The organism is Rhodococcus opacus B4 (genome assembly GCF_000010805.1).
Taxonomy (GTDB): domain Bacteria; phylum Actinomycetota; class Actinomycetes; order Mycobacteriales; family Mycobacteriaceae; genus Rhodococcus_F; species Rhodococcus_F opacus_C.
Map to the genome: position 1 here is coordinate 5,876,966 of NC_012522.1, position 21,593 is coordinate 5,898,558.

Consider the following 21,593-nt stretch of genomic DNA (forward strand, 5'->3'; position numbering starts at 1 on the left):
AATCGGAGATCGGGCCGAAATTTGCTGGTCACGGCCGTGGTGGCGATGGTGGGCGACCGACAGCCCGGGGCGGACGCGGTGCGCCTGGAGGCAAAACGATGTGCGCCTGGAGCCATGGCTCGACGCCAGCATGGCTCGTAGTGTTCTAGGCCACAGGCAGTCACAACCGCGACAGCGGTCACCGCCGGTTCCAAGGGTTCGGACGTATCCCCGCCCGAGTCCCGTATCCACCACAAACGTCGCCGGCGAACACGGCCCTCCGCGGTCATGGCGGCGCGATAAAGGAGAACGACATGAGTGACTCTCGGTTCGAGATTTCCCATCTCGCCCGTGCCGAACTGCTGAGCCCCAAGCCGCAGGAAACGGTGGACTTCTTCACCAAGTTCCTCGGGATGTACATCACCCACACCGAGGGGCAGTCGGTCTACCTGCGCGCCTACGAAGACCCCTACCAGTGGAGCCTGAAGGTCACCGAATCCACCCAGGCCGGACTCGGCCACGCCGCGCTGCGCACCAGCTCCCCGGAAGCGCTCGAACGGCGGGCAGCCTCGCTCAAGGACGCCAACGTCGACGGAGCGTGGCGTGAGAGCGACTTCGGGTACGGCAAGACCTTCACCTACCAGTCCCCGGACGGGCACAACCTGGAACTGCTGTGGGAGGTCGAGAAGTACCAGGCCCCGCCGGAGCTGCAGTCCAAGATCCTCACCCGCCCGTCGAAGAAGCCGCTGCAGGGCATCCCCGTCAAGCGCATCGACCACCTGAACCTGCTCGCCAGCGACGTCAGCGCGGTGAAGAACTCCTTCGAGCGCCACCTCGGGTTCCGGACCACCGAACGCGTCGTCGACGGTGACACCGAGATCGGCGCGTGGATGAGTTCGAACATCCTCGGCCACGAGGTCGCGTGTCTGCGGGACGCGCAGGGCGAACGCGGCAAGATGCACCACCTCGCGTTCTACTACGGCACCGGCCAGCACAACATCGACGCGGTGGAGATGTTCCGCGACTACGACATTCGCATCGAAGCCGGCCCCGACAAGCACGGCATCACCCAGGCCCAGTTCCTCTACGTCTTCGAACCCGGTGGCAACCGCATCGAACTGTTCGGTGAGGTCGGGTACCTGCATCTCGACCCGGATGGTGAGACCAAGACCTGGCAGATGTCCGACATCGACACCGGGCTGGCGATCGGCGGCGCGAAGCTTCCGTGGGAGACCTACTTCACCTACGGCACCCCGAGCCCGCTCTCACTCGACCAGCACATCGAGAAGTACGCGCACTTCGGCCCCGGCGGTCCCGGCCCCGACGCAGCGGCTGCCGAGCAGGCGGTCCCGGACGAGATCGACCACTCCCGCGCCGTCGCCGGCGCTCCGGCGTCCTGATACGCACGTGGGTGTGACCGGAAATCCGGTCACACCCACGTGAATCCACCGGAAACGCGACGGACCTCCCGATCCGTCGCGTTTCGTCGTGTGTAATCGCAGCCTTGCACCGATTTTCGCGAGCACGGGTCGCCGCAGCCGCAGCCGTGCGCCTGAATGCCAAATGATGTGCGTCTGACGCCATGGCACACCCACATCACGACTCGTAGTGTTGTGAATCACAGGAACAACGGCGAATGACCTTTGCAACACGCTCCGGGTCCGTCAGGACCGAGCACGACGAATCCTTACCGATTCACCAATGACCTGGAAAGGCATCTTCATGAATGACGTTCAAGTGCAGTCCAATCTGCGCGTCGCCGAGGTGGACGGCTTCGAGATCGCCGTCGATCTGTACCGCCCGGATATCGACAACCCGCCGGCGGTGATCTACCTCCACGGGGGCGGATGGCAGCTCGGCGACAAGAAGGACGGCGCCGACGACCGCCTCGCGCGACTGGCCTCGTACGGCGTCGCCGTGGTGTCTGCGAATTACCGGCTCGCGCCGCAGGGTTTGTATCCGAACCCGATTCACGACGTCAAGGCCGTTGTGCGGTGGCTGCGCGCACACGGAGCCGAGCTGGGGGTCTCGACCGACCGGATCGGGGTGTGGGGCGCATCGGCAGGGGCGTACCTGGCCACCATGGTCGGACTGACCCCCGGCGACGAGGAACTCGAAGGGGTCGTCGGCGACGATCTCGATCAGTCCAGCCGCGTCGACGCCGTCGTCCACTGGTTCGGACCGTCCGACCTGGCCGCCAACGCCGGCCGCAGCTGGATCGAAAGTCATCTTCTCCCACCGCCGTTCGAGAACGCGCTGCTCGGCGAAGATGAAGTTTCGGCGCCGTCGGACATCTCTTGGAACGCCAGCCCGCTCAGTCGCGTTACCTCTCTGGCCCCACCGTTTCTGATCGCGCACGGTGATCGTGACCGGATCACGTTGTCCGCGCAGAGTCACGCACTGCACGACGCGCTGGTCAGCACCGGCGCCCGGTCCACCCTCCTCGTGCTTGGCGGTGCGGGTCACGAAGGCCCCGAGTTCGATCAGCCCGATCACCTGGGCATCACGGCAGCCTTCCTCTCCGCGCACCTCCGCGGCTGAACACCCAGAACCTACTTTTCGACGACATTCAAGGAGAAGAACAATGACGCAGGATGCAGCGGTCGAGCAGCAGCAACCGCCGGCCGGTATTCCGAGTTTCGACGATGATCTCCACGTCGACGAAGTGCTCGTAGATCCCTTCCCCACCTACGCGAAGCTGCGCGATGCCGGGCCGGTGGTGTGGCTCGAAAAGTATGGGTACTACGCCTGCGCTCGCTACGACGAGGTGTCCGCGGTGCTCTCGGACTGGGAGACCTTCACATCCCGTGAGGGCGTGGGGTTCAACCAGTTCTTCAACGGCATCACCGAGACCAGCCTGCAGACCGAGGGCGAGCACCACGACGAGATCCGTCAGGTCGAGGGATGCCCCATCAAGAAGGGGCCGCTCGAAGAGCTCAAGCCGCGGCTGCAGGACTTCGCCGAGAACCTGGTCGAATCCCTGAAGGGCAAGGACAACCTCGACGGCGTCGCGGACGTGGCGATGGCCATGCCCATCGAGATCGTCACCGATCTGGTCGGTGTCGAGGGCGTCACCCAGGAGCAGATGTTCAAGTGGGGTGTCGCCGGATTCGACAGCATCGGTCCCCTGCACGCCCCGCGTACGCAGCCGGCCCTGGAAACGATGATGGGGTACATGGAGTTCGCCGACGAGAACTTCCCGAGCAATGTGCGTGAGGGTGGTTGGGCGGATCAGCTGTTCAAGAACGGTGCGGCCGTGGGATGGCCCGAGGATTTCGCCCGCGGGGTGATGAACGACTACATCTACCCGAGCGTGGACAGCACCATCAGTGCGATCGGGATCGGCCTGCTGCTGTTCGCTCAGCACCCGGACCAGTGGGATCGCCTGCGCGCGGACCGTTCCCTGCTGACCAGCGCGATCCCCGAGATCGTACGCCTGGCCTCGCCGTTGCAGTTCTTCACCCGGGTCGCGACGAAGGACACAGAGATCGCCGGAGTGGCTATTCCGGAGGGCTCGCGTGTGGTGGTGATGTACGGCTCCGCGAACAGGGACGAGCGCAAGTTCGAGAACCCGGATTCGTTCGACATCACTCGTGACCCGGCCGGTCACCTGGGGTGGGGGCGAGGGAAGCACGCGTGCCTGGGAAAGCCGTTGGCTCGGTTGGAGATGATCACGTTGTTCAACGTGCTCGCCGACAATGTCGAACGCTTCCATGCCGGTAAGCATCGCTTCCAGCCCAACAACATCATCCGCAGCCTCGGGGAGCTCGAACTCTCCATCACCTGGGCCGACAAGAACTAGCTAGCCGGCGTTCCGACGTCGTCCCTATCGCATAGGGAAGGGAAAGAGAAGATGAAGATCCAGATCGAGTACGGAATGTGTGATGGTCACGGGGAGTGCGTCATCGCCGCCCCCGAGGTCTTCGACCTCAACGACGACGGCGACGAGGTGATCCTACTGGACGAGACTCCCGCCGAGGAACTCCGCGACAAGGTCAACGCCGCAATCAAGCTTTGTCCCGTCGCTGCCATCCGCATCGAGGGTTGAGCCGTGACCAACACAGTGATCGTCGGTGGCGGCCTGGCCGGTCTCCGTGCAGCGCAGCGGCTCCGCGAGACCGGCACGTCCGAGCTGATCACCATCGTCGGCGACGAGAAGCATCGCCCGTACAATCGTCCGCCCCTGTCCAAGCAGTTGCTTGCGGGAACGATGTCCCCGGTGGAATGCGAATTCGACACCGCGGCTGACGACTTCGAATGGATCCTCGGCAACGCCGCGGCCGGACTGGACGTGGAGAGCCGGCGGCTCAGTCTCACCGACGGCGAGATCGGTTACGACAAACTGATCATCGCGACCGGTAGGGGTGCGCGCACCCTGCCCGGGCTGCCGGAGCTGGACGGATTTCACGTGCTGCGCGGCCTCGACGACGCGATCGCCCTGCACACCGCGGCCCAGCACGCCAGCAACGTGGTCATCATCGGTGGCGGCTTCATCGGATGCGAGGTCGCGTCGAGTCTGCGCGTCAACGGGGTCGAATCGGTCACGATCGTCGAGCGGGCCGCCACGTTGATGCCCCTTCTCGGACCGGACATCGGCCGGTTCGCCGAGCGTCTGCACCGCGAGCACGGGGTGAACATCCACTGCAACACCTCGGTGACCCAGTTCCACGGGGGGAGCCGAGTCGAACGGGTCGAACTCGACAACGGCCAGATGCTCGACGCCGATCTGGTCCTGCTCTCACTCGGATCGGTTCCCAACACCGACTGGCTGACGGGGTCGGGTCTGGAACTGGACCAGGGGAGCGTGGTGTGCGACGAGTTCTGTCACGCATCCGGGCACCCGGACATCGTGGCAGTCGGGGACGTCGCATCCTGGACCCACCGCGGTGTCGGGAAGCGGGTCCGGATCGAGCACTGGTCGAACGCTGCCGACATGGGTGCGGCCGCGGCGGAGAATTTGTTCGCCGCGGTCGGCGGGAAGGCCCCCTACTCGCCCATACCGACGTTCTGGACCGATCAGTACGATGTCAGTTTCAAGGCGGCCGGGTTCGTCACGATGGTCGACAACTTCGTCCCGGTGGACACCGGTGTCGAGGGCAAATGGAACTGGGACGGGCTGGGCGAGTCCGGGCTCGTCGCAGGTGTCACCGCCAACGACAACAAGGCCTTCCTGAAGTACCGGCGCACCATCGCCGGAGCGGGAACGAAACCCTGACCACAGTGTCCACCACGCCGCAGTCCCGTCCCGCACTCGAGGGGTGGGACTGCGGCCTTTTTGTCGAGTCAGCGCCGGCGGTACTGCCCGGGGCTGATCCCGTAGAGAGTGCGGAACGACCGGCTGAAGTGCGAGATGTCCTTGAAGCCCACCCGGCTCGCCAGGTCGCCGATGGTGATGTCAGTGCTCAGCAAGATCATGCGCGCACGCTCGAGCCGAGCGTGAAGAAGCCATTCACTCGGTGTACTTCCGGTGCTCTGGAAGATCTTCTGCAGGTACCGAAGCGAGATTCCCAGCTCCGCGGCGGCTTCGGTGATGGACAGGTTCTCGTCGTGGAGCCGGGTCTTGAGCAGGTTCTGCGCCCGGTGCAGGTCCGCGGTGTGGGCTTGCTGCGTCGGGCTGACCGTCCCACCGGTATCGGCCAAGGCGGTCACGATCATGTCCAACGCGGAGGCAGACAGCGCCGCGGCCGGCGCATCGGGCACCGCGGCATCGAGGGCGGCGAGTTGCTGCAGGAACCTGCTGACGACGACGCCGGCACCGGAAGCGGCCGACACCGGCTGTGCCATCACGCGGTCGACGTCCCGTTCGGACATCCGACCCAGCAGCAGCGGCCGGGGAACACGCACGACGATCTGCTCGAACCTTTGCGGAAAGTCGAACCTGAACGGCTGGCCGGCGTCGATGACCGCGAACGAGCCCTTGTCGAGCCAGATCGAGCGGTCGTGCTGCTCGATTCGCCCGGGACCCCCGGTCACCGCGCACAGAAAGTAATCCTCGGAATCGGTGTCGCCGATCATCGCCGGTGTCCGCAGAACCGAATGTGCGTGGGCGCGTACGGTACTCAGGGACAGGTCGCCGAACTGCCGAGTGCTCAGTCTCGCCTCGAAGCGGCCGCTACGCGACTCCCACTGCGGGTCCATCTCGCAGTAGGTCTCCGCGAGGGCGTCCGTCCACCACTCGCGGCCGCCGGACATCTCCTGCCGCGCCGGAGGCGGCGGGGTCTCCCCATCGGGGGCATTGTCGTCCTGATCGTCACGCGTTGACATCGCGGATCACCTCCTCAGGTGAACGCAGTGTTACACGCTCAAGGCTACCGGTTGGCACTGAAAGGATTATCCGGCATAACAGGTACCCGGGCGGGCGGGCGTTCCCCCCGAGATGTGGACACCAATTTTATGCGGCGGTGGCCAGCGTAGCCGATCGCCGTTCGAACTCGACCGGGCAGATCTGGCCCAGGCTCGAATGCCTCCTTCTGGTGTTGTAGCGCGTGATCCACCGGAAGACCGCGGCGCGTGCCTCACCCGCACCGTTCCAACGCTTCCGGCCCTGCAGCGTCTCCCGTTTCAGCGTCGCATTCAGCGACTCGGCAGCCGCGTTATCCGCCGACGTCCCGACCGCGCCCCGCGAGGTCGTCACCCCCAACTCGCGACACAGGTCGGCGAACTCGACCGACGCATACTGGGACCCGTTGTCGGAGTGAAAAATTGCCCCATCGAGCCCTGCGGCGCCGCGACAGGCCGCCGCCGCCCGCAACGCATCGGTGACCAACTCGGTACGCATGTGATCAGCGATCGACCACCCCGCCAACCGGCGCGAGCCCAGGTCCATCACCGTCGCCAGATACAGAAATTCACCGTCACCCACCGGGAGGTAGGTGACGTCGCCGACGTACTTGGTGTTCGGGGCGCTCGCGGTGAAATCCCGCCGGATCAGGTCCGGAACCGCCGCCGCATCCGGGGCGGGGACAGTGGTGCGGACCGGTTTACGCAGATGCACCCCGACGATCCCGTGCTCACGCATCACCCGCTCGACCCGCTTGTGATTGACCTCGATCCCGGCATCGCGCAGTTCAGCAGTCACCCGCGGGGCACCGTAGGTGCCGTCGGAATCGGCATGGATGGCGCGGATCCGCGCCACCAGCTCCTGATCAGAGTGGGCGCGGGCCGCCCGGGCCGGCGCGGAGGCCCGCCACCGGTAGAAACCCGAGCGAGAGACTTCGAGAATCTGGCACAGCCACTTCACCGGAAAGGTGTCGCAGTGGTCATCAACGAATTGGAAGTGGCTGCTCACCAAGACGTCTCGCCCGCGAAATACTTTGCTGCCCTCCGCAGGATCTCCCGCTCGGTTTCGAGCTTCCGGATCTGGGCCTTGAGCTGCCTGTTCTCTTCCTCCAACACGGACTCGGACGATACCTCGCCCGCCCGGGACGCCGACCGCGCCGCCCCACCGGACCGGAGCTCGGCCGTGGAGGTACCGGTGCGTTTGCGTTCGGCCCGCACCCAGTTGCGCAGGGTCTCGCGGCTGACCCCCAGGTCGTTGCCGATGCCCTCGAACGTGTGGCTCGGATCGGACAGATACAACGCGACTGCATCGGCCTTGAACTCCGCCGAGTACGCCTTCATGACCATCAGTGAATCTCTTCCTCTGGACCTTCACGATCCAGTGTTCACGATGTCCTTACTCAGGGGGGAACGCCCGGCCGGTTGTTCGGATACCCCGAACATGGCCGATGCCGCGGCGACATGGCCGTGCGCCCGGGGAGGCGCGCGACCACGTCGGCTGCCGGTCAGCCGGTGATCTCGCGTCCGAAGATCTGTCGGGCAAGCACCCACTTCTGGACCTCGTTCGCGCCCTCGTAGATCTCACCGATCTTGCTGTCCCGGTAGAACGCCTCCACCGGCCCGTCGATGTCGTCCGCGCCGAGGGACTGGGTGAATCCGAGCCCCCCGAAGGCCTGCACGGCGTCGCGGGCCATGTCCACGGAGATCTCGGTCCCGCGCAGTTTGGCCATCGCGGCCTCCGGTTCGGGAAAGGCAATCCCGGAGTCGAGCCGCAGCGCCGCCTTGAGGTACAGGTCGCGAGCGGATTCGATCGCCGTCGCCCGGTCCGCCATCAGGAACTGCCAGTGCTGTTTGCTCGCCAGTGGTCCGCCGAATGCGTGTCGCCGAGCGAGGTGCTGAGCGGTGTGGTCGAATGCCGCCTGGGCCATTCCGACCCCGGCCGCGGCGATGCCGATCCGGCCGTAGGTGAGGGTCTGCAACGCGATCTTGAGTCCGCCGCCCTCTTCGCCGAGCAGCGAGTCGGCGTCGAGGTGCACCTGGTCGAGGATGACGTCCGCGGTGATTTGTCCCTTGTTGCCGAGCTTGCGGTCCGGGGTGCCGATGGTGACGCCCGGAGTATCGGTGGGCACGATGAAGGTGCTGAGCCGATTGCCGGTGCGGGCGAGTACCACCACGAACGAGGCGACGGCGGAGTTGGTGATCCACCGCTTGCGGCCGTGCAGCACCCAGCCGGTGGCCGTCGGGGTGGCCTCGGTGGTGACGGCGGCCGGGGACAGGTCGCTCGAGGCACCGGGCTCACTGGTGGCGAACGATCCTACGATCTCCCCGGCGACCACTGGGGCGAGCCAGCGTTGCCGCTGCGCGCCGGTGCCCTGATTGACGGCGTTGCCGGCGAGGATGCAGTGCACGTCGAAGATCGCGGCGACGCTGTTGGAGTAGTACGCGAGTTCCTCGACCGCGACGGCGGTCGCGGTGGCGCGGTGGGTGAGGTCGTCGCCACCGACGTCGCCGTCGAAGGGGATCCGGAACACGCCGGCCGAGGCGAGCGAGTCGAAGGCGTCGCGGGGGAAGCCGTCGATCCGTTCGTCGCCGCGGGCGATGCGGCTGGCGATCGGGGCGATGGTGTCCGCGGCGATCCGTCGTACCCGCCGCCGAACCTGCTGGACTTCGGGTGGGGAGAGCAGGTCGTGGTAAATCCGGTCGGCGATGCGCGGAGGATCGTAGGTGTCGAGGTCGGTGTCAGCGTCGACGGCATGAATTGTGGTCACGGGGGCTCCCAGAGGAAAGTCGGTGGTGTCTCTACTGGTCTACGGTTCCCGGCCGCCGCGGACAACGCAGTGTCGGCAATGCTGATCGACGCCCGTCCGTCGATCAGCATTGTCCAGCCACTCCGATCAGCGTGCCGCGCGCCGTTCGGCGATGGTCACATCACCGGCGGCCCAGTGCGTCTCCGGGACTTCGCGGACCACGACCCGAATGTTCTCCTTCGGCGCTTCGATCGCCCGGTGCGCGGCCTCGGTCAATTCGTGGATCAGTGACCGGATCTGCTCCGGGGAACGGCCCAGTCCGATGGTCACGTCGATGAACGGCATGCGGTTATCCTCCCGAAATGGTGATGGAGCCGAGCGAGGTGAAGTGGGCGGCGACGCGAGCACCCGGTTCGACCGCGACGGCGTCCGTCATTCCGCCGGTCAGCACGACCCATCCGGCTTCGATGGCGTGCCCCCGCTCGGCCAGCGTGTTGGCCGCGAACGCGAGTGCTTCGGCCGGGTGACCCTGCACCGCGGCGCCGGTCGCGGTGTCGACGATCTGTCCTTCGATCTCCAGCAAGCACGCCTCGAGGGCGAGGTCGAGATCCTCAGGTCGCCGCAGCACCGGTCCGGTGACGTACACACCGGACGAGTTGTTGTCTGCAACAGCGTCTTCGAGGGTGAACTTGAACCCGGCGTAGCGGCTGTCGATGATTTCGATCGCCCCGAATACATGATCGACCGCCGCCAACGCCTGGGCTGCGGTGACTCCGGGCCCGGCCAGCCGACGGCCCATCACGAACGCGATTTCCGGCTCCGCACGCGGGTGGATGAGACGGTTGCGGGGGACCGGGTCACCGGCGGGCAACGCCATGACATCGGTCAGCCAGGCCACGGAGGGGGCGTCGACCCCCATCTGCCGCTGTTTCGCCCGGGAGGTCAGCCCCAGCTTGATGCCGGTGACGATCTCGCCGCGGGCCTTGCGAGCGGCGAGGGCGATGTCCTGCGCCTCGTAGGCCACGGGCAATGTGAGGCCGGGCCACTCGGCGGACAGCGAGGTCCGTGAGGTGGTGGTGGCCTCGGCGTCGAGGAGGATGTCGGCGATGCGGCCGGCGCTCCAGCGCTGTTCGCTGGTCTGCTGGTTGCTGGTCACTGTTCTGCTCGCTCTCCGAGGATGGCGGACACACTGCCGAGTCCGCTCATGTTGGCCACGATGGAATCGCCCGGCGAGATGGGGAAGGCCTTGGTCATCGACCCCGGCAGCACCACGTGGCCGGGTTCGAGGGTCACCCCGAGCGGGCCGACGGTGTTGGCCAGCCACACCAGCGAATTCAGCGGGGAGCCGAGCACCGCGCCGCCGGCGCCGGTCGCCACCAGCTCACCGTTGATGTGCAGTGTGCAGCCGGTCAGGCGCAGATCGACGTCCCGCAGCAGCACCGGACGACTCCCGAGGACGACTCCACCGGAGGAGGCGTTGTCGGCGATGGTGTCGAAGATGCCGATCTTCCAGTCCCGGATCCGGGAGTCCACGATCTCGAGGGCGGGAAGGACGAACTCCACGGCACGGACGGCATCCGCGATGGTGACTCCCGGCCCGGTCAGTGGGCGGCCGAGGACGAACGCGGTCTCCGGCTCGATCCGCGGCTGGATGTAGGTCGCGGCCGGAATCGGCTGGTGCTCGAGGTGGAACATGCTCGCCGTCAGGTGGCCGAAGTCGGGCTGGTCCACCCCCATCTGCCGTTGGATCGCGGCGGACGCGAGCCCGACCTTGTGCCCCTTGACGGTGTCACCGTCCTTCTCCCACTGCTCGACCTGAGCCTGCGCGATGCGATAGGCGGTCGACAAGTCCGCCGGCGCGAACTCGGGAGTCAACGGATCGATCGGCGTACCGCTGCGGTACGCCTCCAGCAGCCGCTGCGCGGCGCCTTGTACCTGGTCGGAAGACATGAAGACCTCGGGCTTTCCTCGGAAGCGCCCCGCGTCGCTGTCGCAGCTCCGCCGGGGATGTGACCTGTTGCACTGAACTCCCACCCTCGGGCACCATGGGCCGTTATGCAAGACGATTGTGCCGATAAACGGCACAGAACTTCCGGAACGACCGCCGCCGGCGACGCCGGCTCCATCGCCCGTGCGGTTGCCGTGCTCGACACCCTCGGCGCCGCCGACACCGCCCTCGGGGTCTCGGAGATCGCCCGCCGCTGCGGCCTGCCCAAGTCCAGCGTGCAGCGAATGCTCAAGGCGCTGCATGCGGTGAAACTACTCGAGCGGGACGGCACCCGTTACCGGCTCGGGCTCAAACTGTTCGAACTCGGTCAGCACGTGCCCCGCCAACGCGACCTCCGCGAGGCGGCCCGCCCGTTCATGGCCGACCTGCAGGAGGCGACGGGCCACTCCGTCCACTTCGCGGTCCTCGACGATGACTGCGTGGTGTACCTCGAGGTGCTGCACAGCCCGAACTCCCCGCCGCTGCCGACCCGGATGGGTGGCCGGTGGCCCGCACACGGCACCGGCATCGGCAAGGCCATCCTCGCCTTCTCCGACCAGACCGTTCTCGAGCACATCCTCGCCACCGGCCTCCCACGCCTGAGCGAGCGGACCATCGTGGAGCCGGGCCGGTTCGCCGCCGAACTGGCGCGGATCCGCGAACGCGGAGTTGCCTACGACTTAGAGGAGTCGCGGGCCGGTGTGGCCTGCGTGGCCAGCCCCGTCTTCGGATTGGGCGGTCAGGTCGTCGCCGGAATCTCGGTGTCCGGATGGCACACTCGCATCAACCTGGACCATTCGGCGGCCGCCGTCCGGACCGCGGCCCTGAGTTTGTCGCGGTACCTGTCGATGCGGTCGGGCTGAGGTAGGTCAGCTCGCCGCCGCGACCGTCGGATCGTCGCGCTCGGTGCGCACCACAGGGTCCGTGGAGTTCGCGATCGCCCGGGAGATCTCGGCGCCGGCAGCGATAACCGCACTTTTGAACTCGGCCTGAGCCGGCACGAACCGGCTGGCCGGCACGCTCATGCTCACCGCCGCGACCACCAGACCCATCTCGTCCCGGACGGGGGCCGCGACACAGTGAACTTCCTGGACCGCCTCGCCGGCGTCGAAGGCGCACCCGGACCGCAGCACCGACCGCAACTCCTGTGCCAGGGAAGCCGGGTTGATGATCGTCGACGGGGTCAGTCGCCGCAGTGGCTTGTTGGTGATGTTGCGTTCGACTTCACCGGGGTCGCACTGAGCGAGAAGAACTTTGCCGACTGCGCTGCAGTGCGGTTCGAGGTGGGCGCCGACCCGGGCGCCCGCGACGTTGATGACATGGTTGCCGAGCACTTTGTCGACGTAGAGCACCCGATACCGCTCCATGACAGCCAGGTGGGTGGTCTCGCCGTACTTGTGCGCCAGATCCTGCAGAATCGGGGAGGCGCAGGAGCGGACGTCGACGGTGCCTTTGAGGGTCTGACTCAGCTCCACCACCCGCCAGCCGATGCGGTAGCGGCCGCGGTTACGGGACTGCAACAGACCGGTCTCGACCAGGGAGGACAGCAGTGCGTGTGCGCTCGAGCGTGGCACGTTGATGGCCTCGGCGACTTCGGACGCGCCCCATTCGGGACGGGACACGGTGAACAAATCCAGCACGGGACCGATCTTCTGAACCGTTTGGAGAGGCGCCACAACATTTCCTTTCACTGTCACGACCGCATGGTGTGCCGTCGCATCCCGAGTATGTGCGGCAGCTCACACACGGGTCCACTCGTTCGTGCCGGTGACCGGCACGAACGAGTGGGCATGCGGCTATCCCGATCGATGGGACGCCTTCAGCTCACCATCACGGACGGGCGTGACCGTCCGGCGGCAAGAACGGCACCGTGCCGGAATTCGAGCCACTCGAACGGATCGACATGCGACCACGCCCCCCGGCAATCATCCAGCCGCCGGGCAACCCGGCCGGCGAGGATCCCACCCGCTAGGGCGTCCTCTTCCGAGGTGGCGCCCCGGCTCTCCAACGGGCCGAGCACGAACTCGTGTGCCGTCCCCGAGATACATCCCCCTTCGTGCGCAATGAGCCCGGACGAGTGCGTGGGCAGGCCCGCCATCACCGCGGGAAGCTCACCCGTCGCATTGACCACCAGCTGCACCGACCGCACCTGCGAGGACCCATCGCGCTCACCGGACACCACCGCCTCGACGCGGCCACGACCCCGTATCTGGAGGAGCCGGCCCTGCCCACGAACGTCGATTGCGACACCCTGGAGCCGCGTGGGTAGACCGTCGACCACAGCCCGCTGCCCGGGGAGGCAACCTCCGAGTAGGACAATCTCCTGTCCGCCACGTCGGCCCGCGGTGCGGGCCACCGCCCGGACGGCGGCGCTCGCTCGCTCACCCGAGCCCACAACAATCGCGCGCGACCAATCCGGCAACCGCTCCGGAACATCGGTGATGTCATCGGCCCACACACTGCCCTCGAGTCCAGCCCCAGGCACCGACAGCGGCCTGTCCCGGAACGAGGTGAACGCGTACACCACGGCGTCGTAGCGGGCGATCAGATCGCCCCGGCTGACAGACTCCAGCTCCGGAACCACGATGGTGCGGAGCTGCGAGCACACGCGCTCGACACCGAACCACTCGTCGGCGACGCGGCCCGAGACCAAGATGTCCGCCGACAGGATGCCCCCGCACCGGTCGGCGAGGCTTTCGACAAATTCTCGGCCACCGTGCCCACCGATCACCGCGACACGACGCCGGTCCGAGCCCGCGAGGGAGGGCCGCGGCCCACCACTGTTGCTCATCCGAATCACCGAGGAGTGTTGCATGCCACACACTCTGTGCCATCGCACCACGCGCCCACGATCGGGTTCGGCTATCCCGGACAACGAGGTACGGATCCGGGTCGCAACGCCGGCGATGACAACTTCGCGTGCCGGCCAGCGATCCGTCCTCATAACGTGACGAGAAGTCATGCCGTCAACCACGCCCGGGGGCATCTGGTGGAAGTACACGACATACCGGATCGACTGGTTTCGCCGAACTGGTCACCCGCGCAGACGGTCTGCGCAGCATTCGCGGCTGCATCCACGACCACAGGACTGCTCGTGACGGTCACGACCGGTCGCCCGATCAGCCTCGGTCTGATCCTTTTCGGCCTGCTTGCCTTCGCGGTGATGCACTCGAGTCGATTGATGGGGCCCTACCTGGTGTTCAGTGGCACCGGGGAGCTCCAGCTCAGTCTGGTGAGCAGGTCGGTGACGTCTCCGCGCTGGTCGCACGACGTCCTTCTCATGCCGGGCACGGCCTACGGGGTCGTGGGAACCGCAGCAGTGGTGCTCGGTTGCCTCTACTGCAGGATCGCCACGTCTCGATATCGCCGGTTCTTTTCCGGCGCCGGTGGGGCCGTCGATACCTAGAATGGGGTAGTCGCATCGCGAGGAGACCCCAATGGGTAAGCGCTGGTCAGCCCGGACGCGGCGCATCGACGAACCGGCCGCGACGCGCTGAGGGCAAACCATGCCGGACGACACGGAAAACACCCAACGCCAGGTCGACGCGGACATCGTCGCGGAGCTGGCAGCCGAAGGCTTTGACGACGCGTGCATCGCCGGGCGCGGCGGCTTCGGCATTGTCTACCGATGCCGGCAACCATCGCTCGACCGCTTGGTGGCCGTCAAAGTCTTGAGTCCCGATCCGGACCACATGGATCGCGCGCGCTTCCTGCGTGAGCAGCAGGCAATGGGGAGGTTGTCCGGGCACCCGAACATCGTTCACGTCCTGCAAGCCGGAATTACCTACACCGGACGCCCCTACATCGTGATGCCGTTCCATCGCCGCGACTCCCTCGAATCCTGGATCGCCGCGCACGGGCCCCTGACTGCGGCCGAGGTACTCGCCGTCGGGGTCAAACTCGCCGGTGCTCTCGAAACCGCGCACCGCGGGGGAGTGCTGCATCGCGACATCAAACCGGCCAACATCCTGCTGACCGAGTACGGCGAACCACAGCTGACCGACTTCGGTATAGCCCGCATCACCGGAGGCGAGGAGACCACCCGGGACGGACTGGTGGCCGGGTCTCCGGCCTATACCGCGCCGGAACTGCTCAGCGGCGCCGATGCCTCGACCGTCACCGATGTCTACGGACTCGGTGCAACACTGTTCACCGCACTCGCCGGCCACCCCGCCTATGCCCGTCGTCGGGGTGAACAGGTCTTCGCCCAGCTCCTGCGCATCGGCACTGAGCCGCTGCCCGATCTCCGGGACAAGGGCATCCCCGACGCCGTCTGCGCCGTGATCGAGACGGCGATGGCCCGCGACCCCGCAGATCGCCCTGCCACCGCCGCCGAGCTGGGCGCCGTGCTCCGCGGGGCGGGGGACCAGATCGGCCTCGCGTTGGCCGACCTGCCGCTTCCCCTTGCCGGTGACGACGACCGCCCCTTCCGGCCCTCGAACGAAATCGGGGCCGGGGTTTCGGAATACCTGCGGTACCGACCCGCCGGCGGCGCCCGGCTCGAGCCACCGCCGAGTGCATCCACCAAGTACCGCCCACCTGTCACACCGGGGGCGGCGGTGGCCCGAACCCACTTACTCGAACGCCTGCGCCGCAGCGGCCGCCCCCGTCTCGTGCTCATTCATGCACCCGCGGGATTCGGCAAGAGCACACTCGCCGCCCAGCGCATCGAGGCACTTCGAGGGGAGGGGGTGGCCACTGCGTGGCTGACGATCGACAACGACGACAACACGCTCATCTGGTTCCTCACCCACCTGATCGAGGCCATTGCGGTCGCGCAACCAGCTTTCGGTCGGGAACTGGTCCGGGAGATCGAGATCCACGGCGCCAGCCGCGAACGGTATGTCCTCACCTCGTTGATCGACAGGCTCCATTCCGGCGACCACCACGTCGCCCTCGTCATCGACGACTGGCACCGCGTGACCAACGAGGACACGCGATCGGCACTGGCGTTCCTGCTCGAACACGGCTGCCACCACCTGCACCTGATCGTCACCAGCCGCACCCGGCTCGGTCTCCCACTCAGCAGAATGGGTGTGCACAACGAGCTCATCGAAATAGACTCCACAGCGTTGCGTTTCGACGTTCACGAGTCGACCCAATTGCTCGTCGACCGCTCGGGACTCGCCCTGGACGAACCCGACATCGTCGAACTCGAACAGTCGACAGACGGGTGGGCGGCTGCACTGCAATTGGTGTCGCTGGCACTGCGCGATCACCCGCACCCCCGCGAGTTGATCGAGCACCTGACCGGAGGAAACCGTGCCATCGGCGAATACCTGGCCGACAACGTCCTCGGTAGCCTGGATCGACGAACCCTCGACTTCCTCCTCTCAACCTCGATCACCGAGAAGACCTGCAGCAGCTTGGCACGCGTACTCACCAGCGACCAGGAAGGCCAAGCGGCACTCGAGGACATCGAGTCACGGGATCTGTTCCTGCGACGCCTCGACGACGAGGGCGACTGGTTCCGTTATCACCACCTGTTCGCGGAATTCCTCCAACACCGCCTCGAGCGTGAGGATCCCGACCGGGTAGTCGAGCTCCATCGGAAAGCAGGCGGGTGGTTCGCCGACCGGCACCTTCTCAGCCAGGCCGTCGACCACTACCTCCTCGCAGGCGACGAGGACGACGCCGTCACGCTCGTCGAAGAGGCCGCAATGGACCTGCTCGAGCAGTCGCAAATGGGAACGCTCCTCGGCCTCGCCGCGAAACTGCCGACCAAACCAACCGGAGACCGGCCCCGCCTCCAGATCGCGCTCGCGTGGGCGCACGCCCTGCTGCATCACCCACGCGACGCGGAACAATTTCTCTCCATCGCGGGAACAGCTCTCTTCACCGCAGGTGAGGATCCCGCGACGGTGGATATGCGCGTCGAGGCAGCCTTCATCCGGGCCACCGTCACCGTCTTCGACGACGAGATCGACGGTCTCGACGAGGCCGTCGAGGGATGCATGGCACGGGCGAGCACACTGCGACCCTGGGTTCTGTGCGGAGCTGCCGACGTTGCTTCCTTCCGCGCCATCTATCGTTTCGACTTCGACGACGCTCGCCGATGGCAGAAATGGGCGCTTCCCTACCATCAGCGCTCCAACGGCCCCTTCAGCGTCATCTACGGATACTGCATGGCCGGGATAGCGGCACGGGAACAACTCGATCTGCCGGCCGCGGAGGACAGCTTCCGGCACGCCATGGCCCTGGCCACCGACGCCGAAGAAGGTCTTGGTTACGGCACCCGGCTCACCGCCGCCCTGCTCGGCGACCTGCTGTACGAACAGGGGCATCTCGCGGAAGCGGACCGTCTCCTCGACCGCAGCCACACTCTGGGGGCGGAGGGCGGCACCGTCGACTTCATGCTCGCCACCTACGGGACGGGTGCACGACTAAAGCGCCTGCTCGGGCAGAGGGACGCGGCGAAGTCACGTCTCGACGAGGGTGCCCGGCTGGCGCAACGACTGCGGTTGCCCCGACTGAAAGCGCGGATCGCCAACGAACGAGTCCGAGCCGGGCTCGGCGGGGCGGCATCCAGGGCGCACGCCATCGACCGCGGGATCCGACCTCGCAGCGACTGGGACAACGGAATCGTCGTCCTCACCTCGGAATTGGACGAGGACTCGATGATCCGCGAGGCCCTGACTGCCCAGTCCAACGTGCAGGACCTGGAAGCGGTGTACGCCCGAGTGCTTGCCCTCGTCGCGTCGATCGATTTGCAGGCCCGCCCCCGCGCATTCCTCAATGCCGCCTTGCTGAAGGTAGAAGTGTTGGCTGCCTCAGGACGAGAGGAGGCCGCGTTGACGGAGCTGCGGCCACTCGCCGAGCAGTGCGCGCGACTCGGGCTGGTCCGACCGGTACTCGACGCCGGACCTGCGGTGAGCCGGTTGGCACGAGGTCTCCGGACGGATGGCATCGGCGCTCCGGTGTCCTCTGTGTTGGACGAGTATCTTGCCGAGCTGGAGAAGCAACCGACCTGATCACGTCAGTGCGAATGAGACACTCGATTGTTCAACTCCTGGAGGGCGTATGTCGTGATCTCGAGAAGTGAAGCCTTGACCGAGGCACGGTTGCGCGCGTCGACGCAGATGATCGGCACATCGGCCGCGACTGCCAACGCGGCCCGGATGTCATCCAACGGGTATCGCGGAGCGTCATCGAAGTCATTGACAGCAACCAGAAAGGGAAGCCGGCGGGATTCGAAATAGTCGACAGCGGCGAAACTGTCGTCGAGTCGGCGGGTGTCGATCAGTACTATCGCGCCGATCGCTCCGCGCACAAGGTCGTCCCACATGAACCAGAACCGGTGCTGGCCCGGTGTTCCGAAGAGGTAGAGGACCAAATCGTCTGCCAGGGTGAGGCGCCCGAAATCCATTGCGACGGTGGTGGTCACCTTCCGTGGGGTTGCCATGACGCTGTCCACATCGGTGCTGGCGTCGGTGACCATCGCTTCGGTCCGCAGCGGAACGATTTCGGACACCGCCCCGACCAGGGTGGTCTTCCCGACACCGAACCCGCCCGCGATCACGATCTTGGCCGAAGTGACCCGGCCGGCCGAGAAGTTCGACCCTTCAGGGCTGGGCGAACGTAATCCTGACGGAATCATGACCGAACTGCCGAACGAGGCATGGCCTCGATTTCGGATCCGACCCGTTCGACCAAAATTGCCATCTCGTAACCAACCTGCCCGATATCACACTCGGCTGTAGTCAGGGCGGCCAGCTGCGAGCCGTCCCCGACACTCATCAACAACAAATAACCGTGCTGCATCTCGACGACCGACAGCAAGACACCACCGCCCTCGAACAACGTCGAGACCCCGGCCGAGAGGCTGGCCAGGCCTGATGTCACCGCGGCGAGCTGTTCGGCCCGATCGAGTGGCAAATGCGTGCTCGCGGCCATCAACAGACCATCGGCCGAAACAAGCACGGCATGCGTCACGCGAGGAACGTCGCGGGCGAAATTCGACACCAACCAATCCAACGTGCGACGTCTCGTCACGAAGATTCCTCCTGTTGCCATGGGTCCAGTGATCCAAGGACTGAACGTGTGCCCGTCCTACCTGCGCGAACACCGCTTTGGTGACGGGTGAGGTGTGCGCGGATCATTTCGGGTGTACGGACACGAACCGGTGCCTGGTCGTCGACGTCGACACCGCCGGGAACCAGGCGTTGCCCGGGCACGCGCTGCGGAAGGCCGCTGTCTGTGACCGGTGCCTGGGAACCCAGCGCTGCGCGCCGTGCGGCCGACCAGCCGGTATCCGCTCGCGTAACCCACCGCTGCGAAACGTCGGTGGCGGTCTTGGCGGGGTCAGTCAGCCACAGGGGAGCGATACTGGCGAAGATTGGGGTCTGTGTCGTCGGGTCTTCCGATGGCGTTTGCGCAAGCAGTCGTGGCTGGAAGAACGATGCCGTCCGCACCGTATCCAAGCGATGTCGAGGCGCACGTTCGTCTCTCACCGCCGGGCTTCCCGGCGGTGAGGGTTCGGCGTGAGGTCGTGGGGAGGTGACGATTCCGGTCGCACCGGGTCGACGGCGGGGTAGAGCGCCGGGTGCGGGTGCCTCCGGTCGTCGCGCACCACGGTCTGCGGGAAATGTTGGTGTCCGGCTGGGAGGGTGTTCCACGGCCGTGGCGGCTCCTGCTTCGGAAACCACTGCGGCGTAACCGTGGGACGAATGATCGTCACACCGACCAGCAGCCTGGGGCGGGGTGGGAATGGGCTGGACTCGAGGCTCGACAGCAGAAGTCAATACGTCTCCGGGAACGTGGACCGATGCGGTGATTCCCGTATTGCGCGGCCGGTCCAGCGTCGGGCGAAGGGTGACGGTGATGTCGTGACGCTTGGCCAGCTCGCTGACGACGAACAGGCCCATGTGGCGAGCCGTGCCAGGAGTGACCTGGGGTGTCGAAGCGATTCGATCGTTGAGTTCCCGAAGGTCGGTCGGTGACATGCCGATTCCGCGGTCCACGATCTCGATGACTATACCGCCGTCGATGGTGCGCGCACAGGTGGTCGTCACCGCACTGTCCGGGGGTGAGAAGTGCAACGAGTTGTCCAACAATTCGGCCAGCACATGCACGAGGTCCCTGCCCGCAGCGCCGGTCAGGGCCACCGGTGGCACCGGTTGGACCTGAACGCGCTGGTAGTGCTCCACCTCGGAGATGGACGCACGCACGGCGTCGCCCAATTGGATCGGCGCCGGACGACCGCGGCGGTTGCTATTGCCTGCCAGGATCAGCAAGTTATCGCCATTTCGGCGCATCCGTGTGGCGAGGTGGTCGAGCCGGAAGAGGTTGTCGAGGCGCTTGGGGTCGCGTTCTTCGAACTCGAGTTGTTCGATCATCTCCAGTTGCAGGTCGATCAGGGACCTGCTTCGGCGGGCGAGCGTTTCGAAGACATTGTTCATCTGCAGTCTCAGGTGGGCTTGCTCGCCGGCGAGCATGAGGGCTTGGTTGTGGATGTCATCGATGGCGCGAGCGACCTGACCGATCTCTTCGTGGGTGTGGACGTCGATGGGGTCGACCTGGAGCGTTGTAGCTTCCGTCCCGGACTTGAGGCGTTCGACCGCACCTGGAAGGTCTGCGTGCGCCACCTGGAGAGCGCCGTGTCGCAGTCGTCGCAGCGGCGTCAGCAAAGACCGAGCCACGACCACGGCGAGCAGAATCGCGGCGACAAGGAGCGCAGTCACGACTGCCATATCCCGCCACGCGCTGATCCGCAGCACATCCGCCTTGGCCGCAACCGCATCCCTCAGACCGGCGGACGCCGTGGCGACTGCGCCAGAGTAGTCGTCGATGCTGTCGAACAGCGAGTATTTGAGTCCGGTCAGGACTTGATCTGCGCTCTCACGACGAGTGACCTTCTGCACCAGTGCGGTTCGATCGTCGTTGCGTGCCCGTAGTGCTGCAACAGTCGGGTCATCAGGCGGATACCGTTGCGCCACCCGGTCGAGAAGAGCGGATTCGGTCCTCAGGTGCGCGAGCAAGTTGATGCTCTCGGCCTCGAGAGTTCCACCGGATTCACCGGCTAGTATTGCCGAGGTTGCGACGACGGACAGACCCTCAGCCGAGATCAGCTTCTGGGCCGACCACAGATCCTCGAGGCGGCCGGTCTCGACAATGAGCTCGGGATCGGCGATCGGCTCAGTGATCGCGGCCACCGTCCTCGACAAGGCAGAGCGGATCGACGCGAGCTGTTCGGTGAGGGCCGCCGTCGATGTCGGTCCCTGCTTGGCTTGCGCGCTCAACGCTCGCGCATCGGAGAGGGCAGTCGCAACGTCCGCGGCCGCACCCTCGGAGAGCCCGGCCCCCGGACCTGCCTGTTCCACCACTTCGATTGACCTGTCGAGGCTGTCGATCATCGCCGGGGTAATCGTGCGCTGTGCCAGCGTTCCCATCACGACGGACGCGTCTCCGTCCAACTCGACCAGATGCGGGAGCATCTTGACCCGATCGGCGACGCTCGTGAAGTCTGCTGCCGCACCCAGGCTCTGCTCGACCCGAAGACCACCGAGCGCAGTCGCAACGGTGAGCGGAACGATCAACACGATCGCCATCTTCCAACGGAGCGGCCATCCGGCGATCCCCCATGACCGGCACCGCCCGTGACG

Annotated in this window: 19 protein-coding genes; 8 read left to right on the top strand and 11 right to left on the bottom strand. The window is 66.1% G+C overall.

Features of this window, described 5'->3' with window-relative positions; genetic code table 11:
- Positions 1-293: 293 nt before the first annotated feature.
- From ROP_RS26820 to ROP_RS26840, 5 genes are all read left to right on the top strand, one after another.
- Positions 294-1,379 (top strand): VOC family protein, encoded by a 1,086-nt coding sequence (locus ROP_RS26820; protein WP_015889155.1) that lies wholly within the window; start codon positions 294-296, stop codon positions 1,377-1,379.
- Between the two features lie 322 nt (positions 1,380-1,701).
- Positions 1,702-2,520, top strand: coding sequence for an alpha/beta hydrolase (locus ROP_RS26825; protein ID WP_043826826.1), 819 nt, complete (start codon positions 1,702-1,704; stop codon positions 2,518-2,520).
- A gap of 43 nt (positions 2,521-2,563) precedes the next feature.
- On the top strand, positions 2,564-3,781 hold the full coding sequence (locus tag ROP_RS26830) for a cytochrome P450 (RefSeq protein WP_015889157.1): 1,218 nt from the start codon (positions 2,564-2,566) through the stop codon (positions 3,779-3,781).
- 51 nt (positions 3,782-3,832) lie between these two features.
- Complete coding sequence (locus ROP_RS26835; protein ID WP_015889158.1) at positions 3,833-4,027, top strand: ferredoxin; 195 nt, start codon at positions 3,833-3,835, stop codon at positions 4,025-4,027.
- 3 nt (positions 4,028-4,030) lie between these two features.
- A complete protein-coding gene (locus ROP_RS26840) occupies positions 4,031-5,194 on the top strand; it encodes an NAD(P)/FAD-dependent oxidoreductase (RefSeq protein ID WP_015889159.1) in 1,164 nt (387 codons plus the stop codon).
- A gap of 68 nt (positions 5,195-5,262) precedes the next feature.
- Here the strand turns inward: ROP_RS26840 and ROP_RS26845 are convergent, their stop codons facing one another.
- The 6 genes from ROP_RS26845 to ROP_RS26875 form a co-directional block, all read right to left on the bottom strand.
- The gene (locus tag ROP_RS26845) at positions 5,263-6,243 is read right to left on the bottom strand and encodes a helix-turn-helix domain-containing protein (RefSeq protein WP_015889160.1); all 981 of its coding nucleotides are present in this window, start codon (positions 6,241-6,243) and stop codon (positions 5,263-5,265) included.
- Between the two features lie 127 nt (positions 6,244-6,370).
- Positions 6,371-7,605, bottom strand: a protein-coding gene (locus ROP_RS26850) for an IS3 family transposase (protein ID WP_148222516.1) whose coding sequence is annotated in 2 segments (ribosomal slippage) — positions 6,371-7,284 and positions 7,284-7,605 — 1,236 coding nt in all. Because the reading frame shifts where the segments join, the coding sequence is not laid out codon by codon here.
- A 158-nt stretch (positions 7,606-7,763) separates the two neighbouring features.
- A complete protein-coding gene (locus ROP_RS26860; RefSeq protein ID WP_015889163.1) occupies positions 7,764-9,026 on the bottom strand; it encodes an acyl-CoA dehydrogenase family protein in 1,263 nt (420 codons plus the stop codon).
- Between the two features lie 126 nt (positions 9,027-9,152).
- Positions 9,153-9,350, bottom strand: a complete 198-nt coding sequence (locus tag ROP_RS26865; RefSeq protein WP_015889164.1) for a tautomerase family protein — start codon at positions 9,348-9,350, stop codon at positions 9,153-9,155.
- Positions 9,351-9,354: 4 nt separating this feature from the next.
- Positions 9,355-10,161 (bottom strand): 2-keto-4-pentenoate hydratase, encoded by an 807-nt coding sequence (locus ROP_RS26870; RefSeq protein ID WP_015889165.1) that lies wholly within the window; start codon positions 10,159-10,161, stop codon positions 9,355-9,357.
- Entirely contained in the window at positions 10,158-10,955 is a 798-nt protein-coding gene (locus ROP_RS26875) for a 2-keto-4-pentenoate hydratase (protein ID WP_015889166.1), read from the bottom strand. The genes ROP_RS26870 and ROP_RS26875 overlap by 4 nt, the downstream gene beginning before the upstream one ends.
- 105 nt (positions 10,956-11,060) lie before the next feature.
- Between ROP_RS26875 and ROP_RS26880 the strand changes: the two genes are divergently transcribed.
- Entirely contained in the window at positions 11,061-11,855 is a 795-nt protein-coding gene (locus ROP_RS26880; RefSeq protein WP_015889167.1) for an IclR family transcriptional regulator, read from the top strand.
- Positions 11,856-11,861: 6 nt separating this feature from the next.
- On the opposite strand, the gene ROP_RS26885 is transcribed toward ROP_RS26880, so the two are convergent.
- Together ROP_RS26885 and ROP_RS26890 are read right to left on the bottom strand one after the other, a co-directional pair.
- Positions 11,862-12,668 (bottom strand): IclR family transcriptional regulator, encoded by an 807-nt coding sequence (locus ROP_RS26885; RefSeq protein WP_015889168.1) that lies wholly within the window; start codon positions 12,666-12,668, stop codon positions 11,862-11,864.
- Between the two features lie 143 nt (positions 12,669-12,811).
- Positions 12,812-13,783 (bottom strand): hypothetical protein, encoded by a 972-nt coding sequence (locus ROP_RS26890; protein WP_015889169.1) that lies wholly within the window; start codon positions 13,781-13,783, stop codon positions 12,812-12,814.
- A gap of 303 nt (positions 13,784-14,086) precedes the next feature.
- On the opposite strand from ROP_RS26890, the gene ROP_RS26895 reads away from it, so the two are divergent.
- Positions 14,087-14,398: a hypothetical protein gene (locus ROP_RS26895; RefSeq protein WP_043825377.1), complete on the top strand. Its 312-nt coding sequence runs from the start codon at positions 14,087-14,089 to the stop codon at positions 14,396-14,398.
- A 100-nt stretch (positions 14,399-14,498) separates the two neighbouring features.
- Positions 14,499-17,963, top strand: a complete 3,465-nt coding sequence (locus tag ROP_RS26900; RefSeq protein ID WP_015889171.1) for a serine/threonine-protein kinase — start codon at positions 14,499-14,501, stop codon at positions 17,961-17,963.
- Positions 17,964-17,968: 5 nt separating this feature from the next.
- On the opposite strand, the gene ROP_RS26905 is transcribed toward ROP_RS26900, so the two are convergent.
- Genes ROP_RS26905 through ROP_RS26915 form a run of 3 tightly spaced genes read right to left on the bottom strand, consistent with a single transcriptional unit; the run spans position 17,969 to position 21,344 of the window.
- Positions 17,969-18,589 carry a GTP-binding protein gene (locus ROP_RS26905; RefSeq protein ID WP_015889172.1) on the bottom strand — a complete coding sequence of 207 codons (621 nt, stop codon included), beginning with the start codon at positions 18,587-18,589 and terminating at the stop codon, positions 17,969-17,971.
- The gene (locus tag ROP_RS26910) at positions 18,586-18,984 is read right to left on the bottom strand and encodes a roadblock/LC7 domain-containing protein (RefSeq protein WP_015889173.1); all 399 of its coding nucleotides are present in this window, start codon (positions 18,982-18,984) and stop codon (positions 18,586-18,588) included. The genes ROP_RS26905 and ROP_RS26910 overlap by 4 nt, the downstream gene beginning before the upstream one ends.
- On the bottom strand, positions 18,981-21,344 hold the full coding sequence (locus tag ROP_RS26915) for a sensor histidine kinase (RefSeq protein ID WP_231868990.1): 2,364 nt from the start codon (positions 21,342-21,344) through the stop codon (positions 18,981-18,983). The genes ROP_RS26910 and ROP_RS26915 overlap by 4 nt, the downstream gene beginning before the upstream one ends.
- Positions 21,345-21,593: the final 249 nt, after the last annotated feature.